The sequence below is a fragment of the Micrococcus sp. NPDC078436 genome (genome assembly GCF_040702705.1).
In the GTDB taxonomy this organism is placed as follows: Bacteria; Actinomycetota; Actinomycetes; order Actinomycetales; family Micrococcaceae; genus Micrococcus.
In genome coordinates this window covers 44,012-61,184 of sequence record NZ_JBFBLX010000008.1, presented here as the reverse complement: position 1 = coordinate 61,184, position 17,173 = coordinate 44,012, and the positions used below count along the sequence as shown (strand labels likewise).

The 17,173-nt window shown below is 74.3% G+C and carries 14 protein-coding genes; 2 read left to right on the top strand and 12 right to left on the bottom strand.

What is annotated here, in order from left to right; translation table 11 throughout:
• Positions 1–9 precede the first annotated feature (9 nt).
• The 6 genes from secA to mtrA form a co-directional block, all read right to left on the bottom strand.
• Positions 10–2,745, bottom strand: a complete 2,736-nt coding sequence (secA, locus tag AB0302_RS06330; RefSeq protein ID WP_298713777.1) for a preprotein translocase subunit SecA — start codon at positions 2,743–2,745, stop codon at positions 10–12.
• 200 nt (positions 2,746–2,945) lie between these two features.
• Positions 2,946–3,635, bottom strand: a complete 690-nt coding sequence (raiA, locus tag AB0302_RS06325; protein WP_366370897.1) for a ribosome-associated translation inhibitor RaiA — start codon at positions 3,633–3,635, stop codon at positions 2,946–2,948.
• Positions 3,636–3,844: 209 nt separating this feature from the next.
• Positions 3,845–4,636, bottom strand: a complete 792-nt coding sequence (locus AB0302_RS06320; protein ID WP_319076238.1) for a ComF family protein — start codon at positions 4,634–4,636, stop codon at positions 3,845–3,847.
• Positions 4,637–4,734: 98 nt separating this feature from the next.
• Positions 4,735–6,519, bottom strand: a complete 1,785-nt coding sequence (locus AB0302_RS06315) for an LpqB family beta-propeller domain-containing protein (protein ID WP_319076239.1) — start codon at positions 6,517–6,519, stop codon at positions 4,735–4,737.
• Positions 6,516–8,255 carry an MtrAB system histidine kinase MtrB gene (gene mtrB, locus AB0302_RS06310; protein ID WP_366370918.1) on the bottom strand — a complete coding sequence of 580 codons (1,740 nt, stop codon included), beginning with the start codon at positions 8,253–8,255 and terminating at the stop codon, positions 6,516–6,518. Before mtrB ends, AB0302_RS06315 begins: the two co-directional genes overlap by 4 nt.
• A 17-nt stretch (positions 8,256–8,272) precedes the next feature.
• Entirely contained in the window at positions 8,273–8,953 is a 681-nt protein-coding gene (gene mtrA / locus AB0302_RS06305; protein ID WP_248117191.1) for an MtrAB system response regulator MtrA, read from the bottom strand.
• A gap of 168 nt (positions 8,954–9,121) precedes the next feature.
• Here mtrA and AB0302_RS06300 point away from each other — a divergent pair, with 168 nt between their 5' ends.
• Both AB0302_RS06300 and AB0302_RS06295 read left to right on the top strand, forming a co-directional pair.
• Positions 9,122–9,838 (top strand): RNA polymerase sigma factor, encoded by a 717-nt coding sequence (locus AB0302_RS06300; protein WP_366370896.1) that lies wholly within the window; start codon positions 9,122–9,124, stop codon positions 9,836–9,838.
• On the top strand, positions 9,829–10,890 hold the full coding sequence (locus tag AB0302_RS06295; RefSeq protein ID WP_366370895.1) for a CU044_5270 family protein: 1,062 nt from the start codon (positions 9,829–9,831) through the stop codon (positions 10,888–10,890). The genes AB0302_RS06300 and AB0302_RS06295 overlap by 10 nt, the downstream gene beginning before the upstream one ends.
• Before the next feature lie 20 nt (positions 10,891–10,910).
• Here AB0302_RS06295 and AB0302_RS06290 read toward each other — a convergent pair whose 3' ends face one another.
• From AB0302_RS06290 to AB0302_RS06265, 6 genes are all read right to left on the bottom strand, one after another.
• On the bottom strand, positions 10,911–12,017 hold the full coding sequence (locus AB0302_RS06290) for a hypothetical protein (RefSeq protein ID WP_366370894.1): 1,107 nt from the start codon (positions 12,015–12,017) through the stop codon (positions 10,911–10,913).
• Positions 12,010–12,426: a chorismate mutase gene (locus AB0302_RS06285; RefSeq protein ID WP_248117199.1), complete on the bottom strand. Its 417-nt coding sequence runs from the start codon at positions 12,424–12,426 to the stop codon at positions 12,010–12,012. The genes AB0302_RS06290 and AB0302_RS06285 overlap by 8 nt, the downstream gene beginning before the upstream one ends.
• 10 nt (positions 12,427–12,436) lie before the next feature.
• Entirely contained in the window at positions 12,437–13,573 is a 1,137-nt protein-coding gene (gene mnmA / locus AB0302_RS06280; RefSeq protein ID WP_248117201.1) for a tRNA 2-thiouridine(34) synthase MnmA, read from the bottom strand.
• A 310-nt stretch (positions 13,574–13,883) separates the two neighbouring features.
• Positions 13,884–15,086, bottom strand: coding sequence for a cysteine desulfurase family protein (locus AB0302_RS06275; RefSeq protein WP_366370893.1), 1,203 nt, complete (start codon positions 15,084–15,086; stop codon positions 13,884–13,886).
• A 41-nt stretch (positions 15,087–15,127) separates the two neighbouring features.
• Entirely contained in the window at positions 15,128–15,826 is a 699-nt protein-coding gene (locus AB0302_RS06270; RefSeq protein WP_366370892.1) for a TrkA family potassium uptake protein, read from the bottom strand.
• Positions 15,819–17,123: a potassium transporter TrkG gene (locus AB0302_RS06265; RefSeq protein ID WP_366370891.1), complete on the bottom strand. Its 1,305-nt coding sequence runs from the start codon at positions 17,121–17,123 to the stop codon at positions 15,819–15,821. Before AB0302_RS06265 ends, AB0302_RS06270 begins: the two co-directional genes overlap by 8 nt.
• Positions 17,124–17,173: the final 50 nt, after the last annotated feature.

The following is a 17,173-nucleotide window of genomic DNA, read 5'->3' as shown; positions in this document are numbered from 1 at the left end:
CCGGCCCCGTCAGTCGCGGCGTTCGCGTCGCTGGGCGGCGCGGCGGGACCGGCGGTTCGTGCCGGCCTCCACAGTGGCCCCGGACTCCGTGGTCACCTGGGTGGCCGTGGCCGTGCCGTCCTCCGAGGGACCGCTCAGGCGCAGCTGCGCGGGCTGCCGCGGGGCGTCCACGCCCTCCACGCTGATCTGCGGCGTCATGGTGGCCGCGCGGGCGTCCTTGATCCCCGGCAGGCTCGTCGGGGCCGGGGCGGCGGAGATCTGCGCCTGGAAGAGGGTGCGGACGGACTCCTCGCGGATCGCGGCGAGCATCGCCTGGAACAGGGTGTAGCCCTCGCGCTGGTACTCCACCAGCGGCTCTCGCTGGGCCATCGCGCGCAGGCCGATGCCCTCCTTGAGGTAGTCCATCTCGTAGAGGTGCTCCTGCCACTTGCGCCCGATCACGGAGAGCACGACGCGCCGCTCGGCCTCGCGCAGCGCCTCGGAGCCCACCTGCGCCTCGCGATCCTCGTAGGCCAGCAGGGCGTCGGAGACCAGCTCGCGGCGCAGGGTCGTGGCCTTGAGGCGGCCCCGTCCGCCGGTCTCGGCGAGCACGTCCTCCTGGCTGATGCCCACCGGGTAGAGCTGGGCGAGGTCCGCCCACAGGGCGTCCAGGTCCCACTCCGTGGGGTGGCCGTGCTGGGTGGCGGCGTCCACGATGCCGCCGACGGCGTCCTCCACGAACTGGCGCACCCGCGCCGCGAGGTCCTCGCCCTCGAGGATGGAGCGGCGGTCCGCGTAGATGGCCTCACGCTGGCGGTTCATCACGTCGTCGTACTTGAGGACGTTCTTGCGCTGCTCCGCGTTGCGGCCCTCCACCTGGGTCTGCGCGTTCTGGATGGCCGCGGAGACCATCTTGAACTCGAGGGCCATGTCGTCCGGGATGGAGGAGCTGTTCATGATCCGCTGCGCCGCGCCCGGGTTGAAGTTGCGCATCAGCTCGTCCGTCAGGGACAGGTAGAAGCGGGACTCGCCCGGGTCGCCCTGACGGCCGGAGCGGCCGCGCAGCTGGTTGTCGATGCGGCGGGAGTCGTGGCGCTCGGTCCCGAGCACGTAGAGGCCCCCGGCCTCGATCACGGCGTCGTGGTCCTCCCGGACGGCCGCCGTCGCCTCCTCGAGCACGGCGGGCCAGCGGGCCTCGTACTCCTCCGGATGCTCGGTGGCGTCGAGGCCGAGCTCCTGCATGCGGGCCACGGCCGCGAACTCGGCGTTGCCGCCGAGCATGATGTCGGTGCCGCGGCCGGCCATGTTGGTGGCCACGGTGACCGCGCCCGGGCGGCCGGCCTGCGCGACGATCGCGGCCTCGCGCGCGTGGTTCTTCGCGTTGAGCACCTCATGGCGGATGCCCTCCTTGGCCAGGAGCGTGGAGAGGTACTCGGACTTCTCCACGGACGTGGTGCCCACGAGCACGGGCTGCCGGGCGGCGTGGCGCTCGACGATGTCCTTGACGACGGCGTCGAACTTGACCTTCTCGTTCTTGTACACGAGATCGTTGCGGTCAACGCGCTGCTTCGGCCTGTTCGGGGGGATCACCACGACGCCCAGGCCGTAGGTGGACGTGAACTCGGCGGCCTCGGTCTCCGCGGTGCCGGTCATGCCGGAGAGCTTGTCGTAGCCGCGGAAGTAGTTCTGCAGCGTCACGGTGGCCAGCGTCTGGTTCTCGGGCTTGACCTCCACGCCCTCCTTGGCCTCGATCGCCTGGTGGACGCCCTCGTTGTAGCGTCGGCCCGCGAGCACGCGGCCGGTGTGCTCGTCGACGATCTGGACCTCGCCGTCCAGCACCACGTAGTCCTTGTCCCGCTTGAACAGCTCCTTGGCCTTCACGGCGTTGTTCAGGAACTGGATGAGGGTGGTGTTCTGGGACTCGTAGAGGTTCACGATGCCGAGGTGGTCTTCCACGGCCTCGATGCCCGGCTCGAGGATGCCCACCGTCTTCTTCTTGTGGTCCACCTCGTAGTGGGTGCCCTCCTCGAGGCGCCGCACCACGCGGGCGAACTCCGCGTACCACCGGTTGGCCTCGCCCTGGGCGGGCCCGGAGATGATCAGCGGGGTGCGGGCCTCGTCGATGAGGATCGAGTCCACCTCGTCCACGATCGCGTAGTGGTGGCCGCGCTGGACCAGCTCGTCGAGGGACCAGGCCATGTTGTCCCGCAGGTAGTCGAACCCGAACTCGTTGTTCGTGCCGTACGTGATGTCCGCGTTGTACTGCGCGCGGCGCGTGGCCGGGTCCTGGCCGGAGAGGATCACGCCGGTCTCCATGCCGAGGAAGCGGAACACGCGGCCCATGAGGTCCGCCTGGTAGGACGCCAGGAAGTCGTTCACGGTGATGACGTGGACGCCCTTGCCGGTCAGGGCGTTCAGGAAGGCCGGCGCGGTGGCCACGAGGGTCTTGCCCTCGCCGGTCTTCATCTCCGCGATGTTGCCGCGGTGCAGGGCGACGCCGCCGAGGAGCTGCACGTCGTAGTGCCGCTGGCCGAGGGTGCGTCCCGAGGCCTCCCGGACGGCGGCGAACGCCTCCGGCAGCAGCAGGTCCAGGGACTCGCCGTCCGCGTGCCGCGCCTTGAGCGCGTCCGTCTCGGCGCGCAGCTCGGCATCGCTGAGCGCTCGGAAGTCCTCCTCGAGCAGGTTCACGGCGTCCACCGTCCCCCTCATGCGCGAGAGCACACGGTTGTCGGAGATCTTCAGGACGCGGTCGATGATCGAAGGCACTGGTTCCTCTGCTCCCTAGCGGTGTGGCCGAGCACGCGGGGAGCGCCCCCTCGGCCGGCCGATGCGCGGTCTTCTGCGACAGTCTACGGTCCGAGCCCGGACGCGCCGCGGCGCCCGCTCGGTGGCGCGGGTGCCGCGGCGCACGGGGCAGTCCGCGGAGCACCCCGGCGACGACGTGCCTGCCGCCGGGATGCCCGTGCTCAGTCGGCGGAGCCCTGGTACTCCCGCTCCTGGACCCTCTGGCCGGCCACGTGGTCGGCCGGCAGGGACTCGTCGAGGCGGATGACGCCGTAGCTCCACCCGCGGCGGCGGTAGACCACGGAGGGCACGCCGGTCTCCGCGTTCTGGAAGAGGTAGAAGTCGTGGCCCACCAGCTCCATGGCGTCCACCGCCTCGTCCACGCCCATCGGGGTGGCGGGGAACGCCTTCTCGCGGATCCGCACGGGCGTGCCGGGCTGGGGCTCGCCGTCGTCGGCGGCGTCCGCGCCGGCGGCCGGAAGGTCCGCTCCGGTCGCGGGCAGCGGCGGGACGAAGGCCACCTCCCCGGCACCGCGGGAGGACGCCGCGCCGCGGCCCGTCCGGCGGTCCTTGCGACGGTCGCGCAGGCGGCGCAGGCGCTCGGCGAGTCGCCCGCAGGCCAGGTCGAAGGCGGCCAGCTTGTCGTCCGCCGAGGACTCGGCCCGGATCACGTCCCGCGGCCCGCGCACGGTGAGCTCCACGGTCACGGACTCCTCGGAGTGTCGGTGGTGCGAGGACTTGGTGACCTTCACCTCGAGCTGGGTGGCGTCGCCGGCCAGCGGCTCCAGCCGTGCCGCTCGCTCCGCCACATGCTCGCGGAACCCGTCCGTGAGCTTGAGGTCGTGGGCGATGTAGCTGACATCCATGGTCATGGCGTCCTCCTGGTCCGACAGTCACAGACGCCCCGCCGCGCAGAAGGGGTGGACGACCTCTCGGACCGCCTCCCGACCCTGCAGGTCGGCGACCGGTCAGAGGGGAGACCTCCTTCCAGCCGCCGGCGGGACGGGAACCGGGGAACCGGTTCCTTGCCCGCCACCCTACGCCGCGGGGCTCCCGCATTCCAGTGGATTCGTGACGCGCCTCACGGTCCAGGTCTCGTCGTGGTCCCCCGCCGCCCCGGCTCCACCCCGGCCACCACCACCGCTCCCACGGGCCGGGCGCCGGCCTCCCACGCGGCCGCGGCGAGCGCCCTGAGGGTGGCTCCGGTGGTGACCACGTCGTCCACCAGGAGCACCGGCGTCCCCGCGGGCACGCGACCGGGCATCGGCCGCCAGCGGCGGGAACGGCGGCGGCGCTGCGTGGCGCCGGATCCCGCATGCTGCGGCGCACCGCCCGCCCAGCTCGGCAGGGCCGTGAGCGCGCCCCGGGGCGCCATCACGAGGTCGGAGCGCACCCACTCCGGCGGGAGACCACGGGCGAGCTCCGCCACCGGGTCGTAGCCGCGCCGGCGGAATCCGGCCGCGCTGCCCGGCACGGGGAGGAGGAGGGCGGCAGCGGCGTCCGGCACGCCGGGGTCGCACCGCAGGGCCGCCGCGGCCAGGGCGAGGGCCTCCCCCAGCGGCGCACGCAGGTGCAGGGCGTGGTGGTCCTTGAAGGCCAGGAGCGCGGTGGACAACGGCGGCTCGTACACCCCGGCGGCCATCACGGGCAGGGGTGCGCCGCCGGGGCCGAGCGGGAGCGCCAGCGCCCCCTCCTCCACGCGCCGCGGCCGCGCGAGCGCCGCCTCCAGGTCACGGCGGCACGCCGGGCACAGCCGGGTGGCCGGCTCCCCGCACACGACGCACTCCGCGGGCAGGACCAGGTCCACCAGCCCCTCGACGATCGCGCCGACTCCTCCGGCACCGCTCCCGTGCCGGCTCTCACTCCCCCGCATGGGACCAGGCAAGCACCGCCGTGGACGGCCCGCCCCCGCGCGTGCCCCCGCTGGGGACGAGGGCGCCCCCGGTGACTCCTGTGCAGGGGCCTCGCGGCTCAGCCGGGGAAGGCCAGATCGCGCACGGGCCGGCTGAGCTCCTGTGCCCGCCACGAGGACCCGACCAGCATGAACACGGTGTCCCGCGTCTCGGCGTACAGCGTGCCGCGGTCCCCGGCCGAGACGCCGGTGAGCCCGGAGAGCGGGTTGAGCTGACGCGTCGTGCCGTCGAGGTCGATGATCTCCGGGGTCACCCGGTCGTCCTCGTCCCCGGCTGTCGCGCTGGCGATCAGGCTGGTGTCCCCCACCCACTCCACCAGGTCCGGATCCTCCTGGCTCGGCAGCAGCAGCGGCTCGGTCAGGGAGGCGGGCACGCCGTCGGAGCCTCGCACGACGCCGGCCACCCGCACGGTGCGCCGCTCGCCGTCGTCCACCACGAGCGCGGCCCGGGCGCCGCCGCGGGAGATCCGCAGGGCGACGATGCTCTCGCCGTCCTCCAGCCACGGGGCGGTGACCACGCGCCCGGAGCCGTCTCCTTCGGGCTCGAGGGGGCTCGCCTGGATCCGGGCGGACCCGCCGGCGTCGACCGTCCAGGCCCAGCCGAGCGCGTCGATGCTCGGCGGGGTCAGGCCGGTGCCCCTCACGGCCTGCTCCAGCCTGCCCTCCGCGGTGGCGAGGTAGAGGGAGGTCCGGTCCTGAGTGAGGAACGCGAACCGGGTGCGGTCACGGCTCATCGCGGGGACCGCGGGGTGCAGGTCGGCGACGTTCGGGACCCCGCCCACGGGCGTCACGCTCAGACCCTGGAAGAACGCGAGTCCGCCGGTGGAGGGGGCGACGCCCACCTGCACCGACTCGGCGGGCGGGTCGACCTGGACCGGGACGGGGGTGGCGTCGCCGCCGCTCGAGGCCAGGGGGGCGCCCTCCACCGAGACCTCCACCCGGTTCACGGAGGCCAGGCCCGTGAGCGTGAGCCGCAGCTGCTCCTCCATGCGGTAGCGCGCCTCCGCGTCCGCGCCCTCGACGGCGGCGTCCACGAGGTCCACGCGGGCCACGCCGGCTTCGTCCACGGGGACCGCGGGGTGGGTCAGGTCGGTCCCGGAGCGCACGGGGAACGCGGACACCGTGGCCCCCGTGAGGTAGGGCGCGGGGCCGTGGAGCAGCGCGCGCGTCGCGGCCGTCACCGTGGTCCCGCGATTGACGAACCACCGCACGTCCGCGACGGCGTAGGTCATGGTCTGGTCGAAGAACACCAGGTCGTGCGGAGCGTAGACCTGGGTGAACTGGGAGAGGGAGAGCAGTGTGCCGTCGTCGACCGCCGAGATCCGCGGGCCCTGCTCGGTCTCGTCGAGGGTGATCTCCCAGGCGCGTGTGCTGCCGGGCGGGGCCATGGTGCGCAGCCCGTACTCGTCCACCTCGGAGTCCACCTCCACCTGGATCTGGTAGGAGTCCTCGGCCACCCGCGTGATGGTGGGCTGCGCCGAGTAGACGACCGTGCGCTGGGCCGGGTTCCACTGCCGCGTGGCGGGACCGGTGAGGTGCTCGCGGGCGATCTCGTAGTCGTCCTGCGGGCTCGTGCCCGCCAGGATGAACCCGCGGATCACCTCCTCGGCGTCCGCCCCGTCGGCGGGGCCGGGCGGACGGAACTGCGGGGTGTCGGCGGAGGCACGGTTGTCCGCGAGGGGCTCTCCGGTGCGCACCGGGGAGGACTGGGGGATCTGCGTGCAGCCCGCCAGCACCAGGCAGGCCGCGAGGGTCGCGGACAGGGCGGCCGTGCGCCGCCCGCGGGAGGTGGGCGGGCGGAGCGGGGCTCGGCGGCGCGGCTCGGCTCGATGTGGATCGCTCACGATTCCTCCTCGGACAGGGGCGGGGCGGGGATCGGGTGGGATCCGGCCCCCGAGGGGTCGCCCCCCGGACTCCGGCCGTCCGCGGCCGCCGCGGCGATCACGGCGTTCCAGCGCGTCTCGGGCAGCGGGCGGTCCAGGTCGTCGGCGCGCCGCCGGCCGGACTCGGAGTACTGGGGCGGGGTGCTCATCGCGGCGCGCACGAGCGGCTCGGGCGCCTCCATCCCGGCCGGGGTGGCGGACCGCCGGCGGGGCAGGGAGAGCATGAAGCATGCTCCCACGCCCAGCTCGCCCCACGCCTCGAGGCGGCCGCCGTGCAGCCGGGTGTCCTCCGTCGCGATGGAGAGGCCCAGACCGGAGCCGCCCGTCGTGCGCTTGCGCGACGGGTCGGCCCGCCAGAAGCGGTCGAACACGCGCTGGACCTGCTCGGGGCTCATCCCGACGCCGTGGTCCACGACCGCCACCGTGACCACCTCGACGTCGGCGCCCACCACGACGTCGACGGGCGCGCCGTCCGCGTGCTCGATCGCGTTGTTGACGAGGTTGCGCAGGATCCGCTCGATGCGTCGAGGGTCCACCTGGGCCTCGAAGGTCTGCCCCTCCGCCCGGCCGAGCGGCACGAGGTAGACGGGCACCTCCGCCTGCTCGGCGAGGGGCTGGGCGGTGAGCACCACGTCACGCGCCAGCTCCAGCAGGTCGGTGCGCTCGAGCGCGAGCGAGGCCGCGCCGGCGTCGAAGCGGGTGATCTCCAGCAGGTCCGCGAGCATGGCCTGGAAGCGGTCCACCTGGTGGTGCAGCAGCTCGGTGGAGCGTCGGTTCACGGGGTCGAAGTCCTCGCGGGAGCCGTAGAGCACGTCGGCGGCCATCCGCACCGTGGTGAGCGGGGTGCGCAGCTCGTGGGAGACGTCGGAGACGAACCGCTGCTGCATCTGGGAGAGCTGGGCCAGCTGGGTGATCTGATCCTGGATGCTGTCCGCCATCCGGTTGAACGAGGTCCCCAGACGGGCCAGCTCGTCCTCGCCGCGCACGGGCATCCGCACGGCCAGGTTCCCGCCGGAGATCGCCTCGGCGGCGCTGGCGGCCTCCTGGACCGGGCGAACGAGACGGCCCGCCGACCACGTGGACAGCACCACGTTGAGGACGATGAAGCCCGCGCCGAACACGAGCAGGACCCGCAGCACGGAGTCGAGGGACTCCTGGACGTCGGAGAGGTCGTAGACGAGGTACAGCGCGTAGCCGGCCCCCGGGGGCAGCACCACCTGGGTGCCGAAGGCGAGCGCGGGCCGCGGGACGCCGGCGGCGTCGGGCAGGGAGATGCTCGCGTCGTACACCCCGGGGCCCTGGGCCACGGCCCGTTGCAGGTCCTCCGGGATCACGGACGGATCGAACTGCGCGGAGGAGATGGTGCCGACATAGGCGGACTCGGACTCGGGCAGCGGCGTCAGGTGGAAGCGACGGCGGATCGTGGTGCCGGTGTCCCCCTCGAGCGCACGCAGCGTCTGGCTCACGAGCGCGTCCGTGCTCTGGTCGTCCGAGGCGGTGGAGCCCGCGAAAGTCTCGTGCACCCGGCTCAGACCGCGCCGGGCCTCGGCCTCCACCTGCTGGTACCGGGACTGGAAGAGGGCCTGGGTGATCTGCTGCGTGAGGAGCCCGGAGAGGGCCAGGCCGGCCACGAGTGTCAGCAGGGCGGCGAGCACAGCGCTGCGCAGCCGGAGGGACTGGGCCCAGCGGTGGCGCAGTGCCGTCCACGCGCGCGTCAGGACTGGCCCGCCTTGTACCCCACGCCGCGGACGGTCAGCACCACGGACGGGTTCTCGGGGTCACGCTCCACCTTCGAGCGCAGGCGCTGGACGTGGACGTTGACGAGGCGGGTGTCCGCCTGATGACGGTAGCCCCAGACCTCCTCGAGCAGCATCTCGCGCGTGAAGGCCTGACGCGGCTTGCGGGCCAGCGCCACGAGGAGGTCGAACTCAAGGGGCGTGAGCGAGAGGGCGGTGCCGCCGCGGGTGACCTGGTGGCCGGCCACGTCGATCTCCACGTCCCCGATGCGCAGCAGCTCCGCGGGGCGGGTCTCGCCCTCGCGCAGGCGCGCGCGCACCCGGGCCACGAGCTCGGCCGGCTTGAAGGGCTTGGGCACGTAGTCGTCCGCGCCGGACTCCAGCCCGCGGACCACGTCCGCGGTGTCGGACTTGGCCGTGAGCATCACGATCGGCACGTCCGACTCGGCGCGGATCAGCTTGCAGACCTCGATCCCGTCGATGCCGGGCAGCATGAGGTCCAGCAGCACGAGGTCCGGGCGCTCGGCGCGGAACGTCGGCAGAGCGGACGTGCCGTCGGCGGCGAACGCGGGCTCGAAGCCGTCGTTGGTCAGGACGATGCCGATCATCTCCGCGAGCGCCTCGTCGTCGTCCACCACCAGGATCTTGGCCCTGCTCATCGTTCCTCCTCGTCCGCGTCACGTCCGGGCGTCCCCGACACTTCGGATCGTAGCGCCCCGGGCGGACGCCGGGCGCCCTCGGCCGTCACCGCGGCCCGGAACGTCACCGATTCGTGACGACGGCCGACCCCGGTGGGAACCCTGCGCCGCCTGCGGACATGATGGGGCATGGACACCTCCTCGACTCCGCCGCTGACGGACCTCGGCGACGTCGCCCTCTGGGCCCGCGTGCGGGGCGACGACGCCGGCGCCTTCGCCGCCGTCTTCGATCGCCATCAGGCGCGAGTGCACCGTCACGCCCGGCGCTGGACGGTCACGCCGCACGACGCCGACGACCTCGTGGCCGCCGTATTCCTGGAGGCATGGCGTCGCCGGGAGGACGTGAGCGTCGTGGACGGATCCGTCCTCCCCTGGCTCCTCGCCGCCGCCAACAACGTCCAGCGCAATCGTGCCCGCTCCGCCGTGCGCGGCAGCCGTGCCATGGAGCGGCTGCGCCGCCGCAGCGCGACGTCGGCCCCCGACCACGCGGACGACGTCGCCGAGCTCGTCGACGCCGAGCGGCGCGCCGACACCGTCCGGCGGGCGTTCGCGCGGCTCGACCCGATCGCCCAGGACGTCCTGACCCTCTGCGTGCTGGAGGACCACCCGATGGCCGCTGCGGCCGAGGTGCTCGGCTGTCCCGTCGGCACCGTGAAGTCACGGCTGAACCGGGCCCGGCGCAGCCTGCGCCGGGCCCTCGAGGACACCGCACCGGACGCCCCCGTCACCGCCCTCCCCTCGGTGCCGGCCGCCGGCCCCGTCCCTGCCCGCCGTTCCGACACGCCTCGCATCGTCACCCGCCCCGCGTCGCCCACCCTCACCGAGAGGACCGCCTCATGTCCGTGAGCACCCGTCACCAGCCCCCTGCCGACGCGCTCGGCCCCGCCCTCGACTCCGCACTGCTCGGCCGCGCAGACCGCTCCCCCTCCCCCGATCGGGTCGCGGCGCTGCGGGAGCGCATCCTGGAGGACGCCTCGTCCGAGGCGGTCCTCCAGGCCTCGGAGACCGACTCCTCGCGCCGTCCCCGCGCTCAGCGGTGGCTCGCCGCGGCCGCCGTCGGCGCCGTCGTCGTCACGGGCCTCGGCGTGGTGCCGGGTGCCGTCGCGGAGGCGGAGGCGAGCCAGGTCCTCACCGACACGGCCGCGGGGATCCGGTTCACCGACGACCTGGTCCCCGGGTCGGGCCAGTACATCCGAGTGGACTACCGCCGCACCCAGAAGGCGATGTCGGGGCCGGGCGGAGTGCAGGAGGCGCTCTCCTACGGCCGGGCCCGCTACCTCCCGGCCGACCCGGGCCGCGACGCCGTCGACGTGCCCGATCCGACGCTCGCGGCGGACGGCAGCGTGCTCTCCCAGGAGCCCTCGACCTCCTACCGGGCGGACGCGATGGGGCCGGGCAGCCTGCCGCAGAGGCTCGAGGTCGACACTCTCGAGGACGTGCCCCGGGATCCCGACCAGCTGATCCGGTTCTTCCGGGACCGGTATCACGGCGGCTCCGCCTCGAGGGACGAGAACCTGTTCGTGCAGCTGACCGACACGCTGCGCGAGCCCGGCCTCCCCGCCGACCTGCGTCGAGGCCTCGTCGCGGCCCTGGCCCAGGCACCCGGGGTCCGGGTGGAGGAGGCGGTCACGCTGTCCGATGGGCGCACGGGCGTCGGCGTGAGCCGCGCCGAAGTCCTGCGGATGGGGGCCGTCGAGCAGATGGTGCTGGACCCGACCACGGGGCAGGTGATCGGCGAGCGCGATCTCGTCGGATTCGGCGTCGGGGAGTTCGGGACGACGGAGGTCGTCTCGGAGTCGACCACCCGGCTCTCGATCGTCGACGAGGCCCCGAGGGCCCAGGTGCACATCGACGACCACAGGGGACCGAACGGGGAGGACATCACCCACCTCCCCTGAACCCCGGGACACCCGGCGTCTCAGCCGAGGAGCTCGCCGACCCGCGCGTCGAGCTCCTCGGCGTCGGTGCGCAGCCGGCGCAGCACGGCTGCGTCGTGCCGCCCGCCGACCGTCAGCGTCACGCGGCGCAGCAGGGCGGGGTCCATGCCCATCCGGTCCCACGTCCGGACGATCGTCTCGGGCCGCTCGGCGGTGCGCAGGGTGACGCGGCGGCCGGCGTCGGCCCAGCCCGCGACGACGCCCCACTCCTCAGGCGTGGCGCCCGGCCCCTCGAGCGCGCCCACGGGGAGCACGAGGGACACCGGCTGCCGCGTCGTCCCCGACTCCGACGGGGGCGGCGCGTCCGGGAGCGCCTCGGCCGCTAGCGCAGCCAGCGCGGCATGGTCCGGCGCGCCGTCCTCGGACCCCACGCCCGCCCGGCCCGGAGCGAGCCACGCATCCTCGATCCCCCCGCGCGCCATGAGCCCGGTGAGCAGCTCGCGCCACACGTGCCGCGCCTCGTCCCGGGGCATCGAGCGCACGGTGCGGTATCCGCTCGCGGTGGGCAGGGCTCCGGCGAGCACCGCGGCGGCCCACGGCTCGTCCAGCACGACGCCGAGGCGGCGCGCCCCGGCGGTCTCCCGCAGGCGCCCGAGCGCCTCGATGAGCCCTTCCCGGTAGGACTCGGCGACGTCGCGGCGCGCACCGGCGTCGATGAGCACGCGTTCACCGCCGGGCAGCCACAGCGCCCCGAGCAGACTCAGCGGCCCGCGCACGCGCACCGCGAGGCGCTCGGTGGAGACCCCCTCGGCGCCGGCCGTGTCTGCCCAGCGGTGGGCGTCCTCGCGCCAGAAGGACGCCGCCCGCCGCCGGTCCATGCCGGAGCCGACGACACCGGGCGGGCTCACCCGCCAGCCGTGGGGCTGCAGGTCCACGGGGAGCTCGTGCAGGAGGGCGGCCGAGCGTCCCACGTCGTCCGCGCCGGGGCCGCGGTCCGGCAGCTCGGGGAGCAGGGGCCAGTGCTGGCCCTCGAGCTCCCCGTGGGTCGCGCGGTGGGCCTCCGCGGCATCGGACCCGGACCACGGGGACCCGCCGAGGGCGCGCACCGACGTCGCCGACGGTGGCTCAGTGGCGACCGGCTCAGGCACGGGCCCCTCCGTCAGCATCACGGGCGGCGTCCTGCCGGACCACGGGGACCGTTCCGGTGCGGGGGCCGACGTCCTCGCCCGCCGCGATGGCGCGGTGGTGACGGATGACCTCGGCGATGACGAAGTTCAGGAACTTCTGGGCGAACGCGGGCTCGAGCTCGGCGTCGTGGGCGAGGCGCTGGAGGCGCTCGATCTGCGCGGCCTCTCGTCCCGGATCCGAGGGAGGGAGGTCATGCTCGGCCTTCAGCCGGCCGACGCGCTGCGTGAACTTGAAGCGCTCGGCGAGGAGGTAGACGAGCGAGGCGTCGATGTTGTCGATGCTTCCGCGGATCGCGAAGAGCTCGTCGAGGACGGCCGGGTCGGTGGACGCGTCGAGGGAGCTGGCATGCGGGTCGTAGTCGGCGCTCATGACGGGAAGACTACGCACCCGCGGGAGCGGCGAGGCGGGCGTTGCGCGCGGCGTCGATGGTGGCCTGGCCGAGCACGCGCGTGCCCCGGTAGAGCACGGCGGACTGTCCGGGGGCGACCCCGCGCAGTGCCGCGGCGGGCTCGATCTCCCAACGGGGGGCGCCGTCGTCGCCGGCAGCCTGGCGGGCGCGGGCCGGGACGATCTCGCCGTGGGCGCGGAACTGCAGCTCGCAGTCGAACCAGTGCCCGGCGGCGGCCTCCGGCAGCGGCGACCCCGCCCACGTCGGGCGGATGCCGGTGATGCGGTCCACGTCCAGCAGGTCGCGGCCGCCGACCACCACCGTGTTGTCCTTCGGGCGCACCTCCAGGACGAAGCGGGGCCGGCCGTCGGCGGCCGGGCGGCCGATGGCCAGCCCCTTGCGCTGGCCCACGGTGTAGGCCTGGGCGCCGGCGTGGGTGCCGAGGCGCTCGCCGTCGGGGCCGACGATGGGGCCGGGCTCGAGCTCGATGCGCTCGGCGAGCCAGCCGCGCGTGTCCCCGTCAGGGATGAAGCAGATGTCGTGGGAGTCCGGCTTCTGGGCGACCGTGAGGCCGCGCTCGGCCGCCTCGGCGCGCACGAGCGCCTTGGACGGGGTGTCCGCCAGCGGGAAGAGGCAGTGGGCCACCTGGTCCGCGGTCAGCACGCCGAGGACATAGGACTGGTCCTTCGCGTCGTCGGCGGCGCGGTGGAGCTCGAGCGCCCCGTCCGCGCCGGGGCGCACGGCGGCGTAGTGGCCCGTGCAGACGGCGTCGAAGCCGAGCTCGAGGGCACGCTCGAGCAGGGCTGCGAACTTGATCTTCTCGTTGCAGCGCAGGCACGGGTTGGGCGTGCGGCCCGCGGCGTACTCGGCCACGAAGTCGTCCACCACGTCCTCCTGGAACCGCTCGGAGAAGTCCCACGTGTAGAAGGGGATGCCGAGCCGCTCGCACGCGCGCCACGCGTCCTGCGCGTCCTCGATGGTGCAGCAGCCCCGCGAGCCGGTCCGCAGCAGGCCCGGCATGCGAGACAGCGCCAGGTGCACCCCGACGACGTCGTGACCGGCGTCCACCGCCCGCGCGGCGGCCACGGCCGAGTCCACTCCCCCGGACATGGCGGCGAGGACCTTCATGGGGATGCCTTTCGACGGGGAGCAGGGCTGGACAGTCTACCGAGCCGGCCCCAAGACCGTGCATGGTCGCCGCCGCCCGATGGGTCCTCCTGCCGCGAAGGCGCGGGGGGGATCAGGAGCGCAGCCACCAGCACCGCAGAGAGGCCCAACCCCCACCAGAAGAGCGTCCCAGCCGCTCAGTGACGACAGGGACGCCTCTGCACTCGGCGCCGTCCCCGTCGGCATGTCCCCTCCATCTGCCGCGCGCTCACGCGACCCCAGGGCAGACGATCACCTCAGCGCCCCCAGGACGCGGGGCTTCATCGACTGCTCACCGTCCGGAAGGACGCAGCCGCCCCAGCGCCCCCACGAGCGCCGCCACGTCCTCCGCCGTGCTCGTGTGCCCCAGCGTGAACCGCTGCGTCGCCCGCGCATCCGCCTCGGTCCGCCCCGGCAGCGCGAGCACCACGTGGGACGGCTCGGCGACGCCGGCCGTGCACGCCGAGCCGGAGGACGTGTCCAGCCCGGCCATGTCGAAGCCGAACAGCAGCGCATCCGCGCTCTTCCCCGGCACGGTGACATGCACGTTCCCCGGCAGCCGCCGTGTCCCGGCGGGCAGCCGCTCCCCCGTGGCCGGGTCCACATCGCGCGGCCCGGTGAGCGTCACGCCCCCCACCGCGTCGACGGCGGCGATCACCTCGTCCCGCAGCGCACCGAGGCGCTCGGCCTCGCCCGACTGCTCGGCCACCGCCTCCTCGACGGCGGCCGCCAGCGCCGCCGCCAGCGCCGCCGACACCGTCCCGGAGCGCAGGCGCCGTTCCTGCCCTCCGCCGTGCGCCACCGGCTCGAGCGACACGTCCCGCCGCACGAGCAGCGCCCCCACGCCGACGGGCGCGCCGAGCTTGTGCCCCGACAGGGCGAGCGTCGCCGGCCCGGACCCTGCGAAGTCCACGGGCACCGCGCCCACGGCCTGCACCGCGTCGGTGTGCATAGGCACCCCGTGCTGCGCCGCGATCCGTGCCGCCTCCGCCACGGGCTGCACCGTGCCGATCTCGTTGTTCGCCCACATCAGCGTCGCCAGTGCCGTGCGGTGCGGCGCCTCCGCGAGGGCCGCCGCCCACGCGCCGAGGTCGACGGCGCCGTCGTCGTCCACCGGGACGAGCACGGACTCGGCGCCCTCATGGGCCACGAGCCAGTCGACCGTGTCCAGGACGGCGTGGTGCTCGATCCCGGTGTGCACGATCCGCGTGCGGCCCCGGTCCGCCGCGCGGCGCGCGCGGAAGAGCCCCTGGACGGCGAGGTTGTCCGCCTCCGTGCCCCCGGAGGTCAGCACCACCTCGGACGGGTGCGCCCCGACGGCGGCCGCGATGCGCTCGCGGGACTCCTCGAGCCCCAGCTTGGCGCGGCGGCCCGTGGTGTGCAGCGAGGCGGGGTTGCCCACCTCCCCGGCCGCGCCGGCGAACGCCGCGAGCGCCGCGGGCCGCGCCGGGGTCGTCGCGGCGTGGTCCAGGTAGACGCGTCGGGGCGTGGGCACGGGGCGAGTCTACGGAGCGCGGGCACGGACGCCGCCGCCCCTCAGCGCAGCGCCGCGAAGGCCTCCACGGCGCGCGTGGGGCCGGCCACGAGCAGCGTGTCCTCGGGCACGAGCACGTGATGGCCGGGCGGGTACGCCCATCCGTCGCCGCTGCGCAGGGCGACGACGCGCACCCCGGTCTCCCCCGCCAACCCGGCCGAGCGCAGGTCCTGCCCGAGGTGGCGCTGAGGCGCGGACGTGCGCACGATCGCGAAGCCGGGCTCGACCTCCACGAAGTCGTCGAGGGCGTTGAGCACGAGGTGGGCCACGCGGCGGCCCATGTCCCGCTCGGGGTGGACCACGTGGGCCACGCCCAGCTGCTGGAGGATCGCGCCGTGCCGGGGGTCGTTGGCCTTGGCCCACAGATGCGTGACGCCGAAGCGCAGCATCAGCGAGGTCGTCAGCACGGACCCCGCGAGGTCGCCGCCGATCGCCACCACCACGTGGTCGGCCTCGTGCACGGACAGCTCGCGCATGACCTCCTCGTCTGTGGTGTCGGCGCGCACCACGTAGGTGAGCCGGCCGTTGAGGGACTGGACGACGGCCGGGTCGTGGTCGATGCCCAGCACGTCACGGCCGGAGGCCATGAGCTCGAGGGCGACGGAGGCGCCGAAGCGGCCGAGGCCGAGTACCACCACGGTGGAGCCCAGGGCGCCGGTGGACGGCTTGGCCGAGAACAGGGAGCGGAGCGGATCAGCCAATCAGGGGCCTCTCTTTCGGGAGTTCGTAGTGGCGCGTGCGGGTCTTGAGGGCCAGGGCGCCGGCCACGGTGGCCGGGCCGATGCGCCCCACGAACATGAGCACCATGAGCACCAGCTGCGCCAGCGGCGGAAGCTGGGCGGTGATGCCGGTGGACAGCCCCACGGTGGCGAACGCGGAGACGCATTCGAAGAGCACCTGGTCGGTGGTGAAGGACGTCATGCCCATGAGCAGGACCGTCCCCGTGATGACCGCGGCGGCCGAGAGCATGATGACCGTGATCGCCTCGCGGTGCGTCGAGCGGGACAGGCGGCGGCCCATCACGTTCACGGCCGCGTCGCCGCGCAGCTCGGTGACGACGACGGCGCCCAGCACCACGGCCGTCGTGATCTTCACGCCGCTCGCCGTGCCGGCCGGGCCGGCGCCGATGAACATCAGCAGGTCCGTGGCCATGAGGGTGACGGGGTGCATCTGCCCGTAGTCGAGGGTGTTGAAGCCGGCGGTGCGGGTGGTGACCGACTGGAAGAACGCGGCGAGGACGCGGGGGGCCGGGTCCAGGGCACCCAGCGTGCGCGGGTTGTTCCACTCCATCACGAGGTACATCGCGGTGCCCGCGGCCAGCAGCGCCACGGTGCCGACCACCACGATGCGCGCCGTGAGCGGCCAGCGGCTTGGCCTGCGGAAGTGCCGGACGAACGTGACGTACACGGGCAGGCCCAGGCCGCCGGCGATGATCGCGGCGGCGATCGGCAGGCACACGAACGGATCGGCCACGAAGTCCATGAGGTTCGCCGAGTGCAGGGCGAAGCCGGCGTTGTTGAAGGCGGAGACGGCGTGGAAGAGCCCGTGCCACGCCGCGGTGGGCAGCGGCAGGCCGTGGCCGAGCCAGAACCGCAGGGTCAGGCACGCCGCCACGCTCAGCTCCACCGCCGCGGAGACCGTCACGAGAAGGCGCAGCACGCCGGGCAGGTCTCCGATCCCGGAGGTGCGCGAGGAGGCGGCCGCGTCCAGCCGCTGGGTCAGCCCGAGGCGACGCATCACCAGCAGGCCCATCAGGGAGGCGAACGTCATCACGCCGAGGCCGCCGAGCTTGATCAGGCACAGGATGACGACCTGGCCGAACCCCGTCCAGAACGTCTCGGTGTCCACCACGCCGAGGCCCGTCACCGTGGTGGCGCTCGTGGCGGTGAAGGCCGCCTCGAGGAGCGTGGGCGCGCGGCCGGCATAGGACGCGGGCAGCCGCAGGGCGACGGTGCCGAGCGCGATCACGACGAGGAAGGACAGGACGAGCGCCTGCACGGGACGTAGCCGCGGACGGCCGGGCATGCGTGGCGCTGAGGGCATGGGCA

Bases quoted from the DNA above. Each gene is read 5' to 3' on its own strand.
- mtrA (WP_248117191.1), bottom strand. From the start codon at position 8,953: ATGAGCAGGGCCAAGATCCTGGTGGTGGACGACGACGAGGCGCTCGCG.
- raiA (WP_366370897.1), bottom strand. From the start codon at position 3,635: ATGACCATGGATGTCAGCTACATCGCCCACGACCTCAAGCTCACGGAC.
- AB0302_RS06295 (WP_366370895.1), top strand. From the start codon at position 9,829: ATGTCCGTGAGCACCCGTCACCAGCCCCCTGCCGACGCGCTCGGCCCC.
- AB0302_RS06285 (WP_248117199.1), bottom strand. From the start codon at position 12,426: ATGAGCGCCGACTACGACCCGCATGCCAGCTCCCTCGACGCGTCCACC.
- AB0302_RS06300 (WP_366370896.1), top strand. From the start codon at position 9,122: ATGGACACCTCCTCGACTCCGCCGCTGACGGACCTCGGCGACGTCGCC.
- mnmA (WP_248117201.1), bottom strand. From the start codon at position 13,573: ATGAAGGTCCTCGCCGCCATGTCCGGGGGAGTGGACTCGGCCGTGGCC.
- AB0302_RS06320 (WP_319076238.1), bottom strand. From the start codon at position 4,636: ATGCGGGGGAGTGAGAGCCGGCACGGGAGCGGTGCCGGAGGAGTCGGC.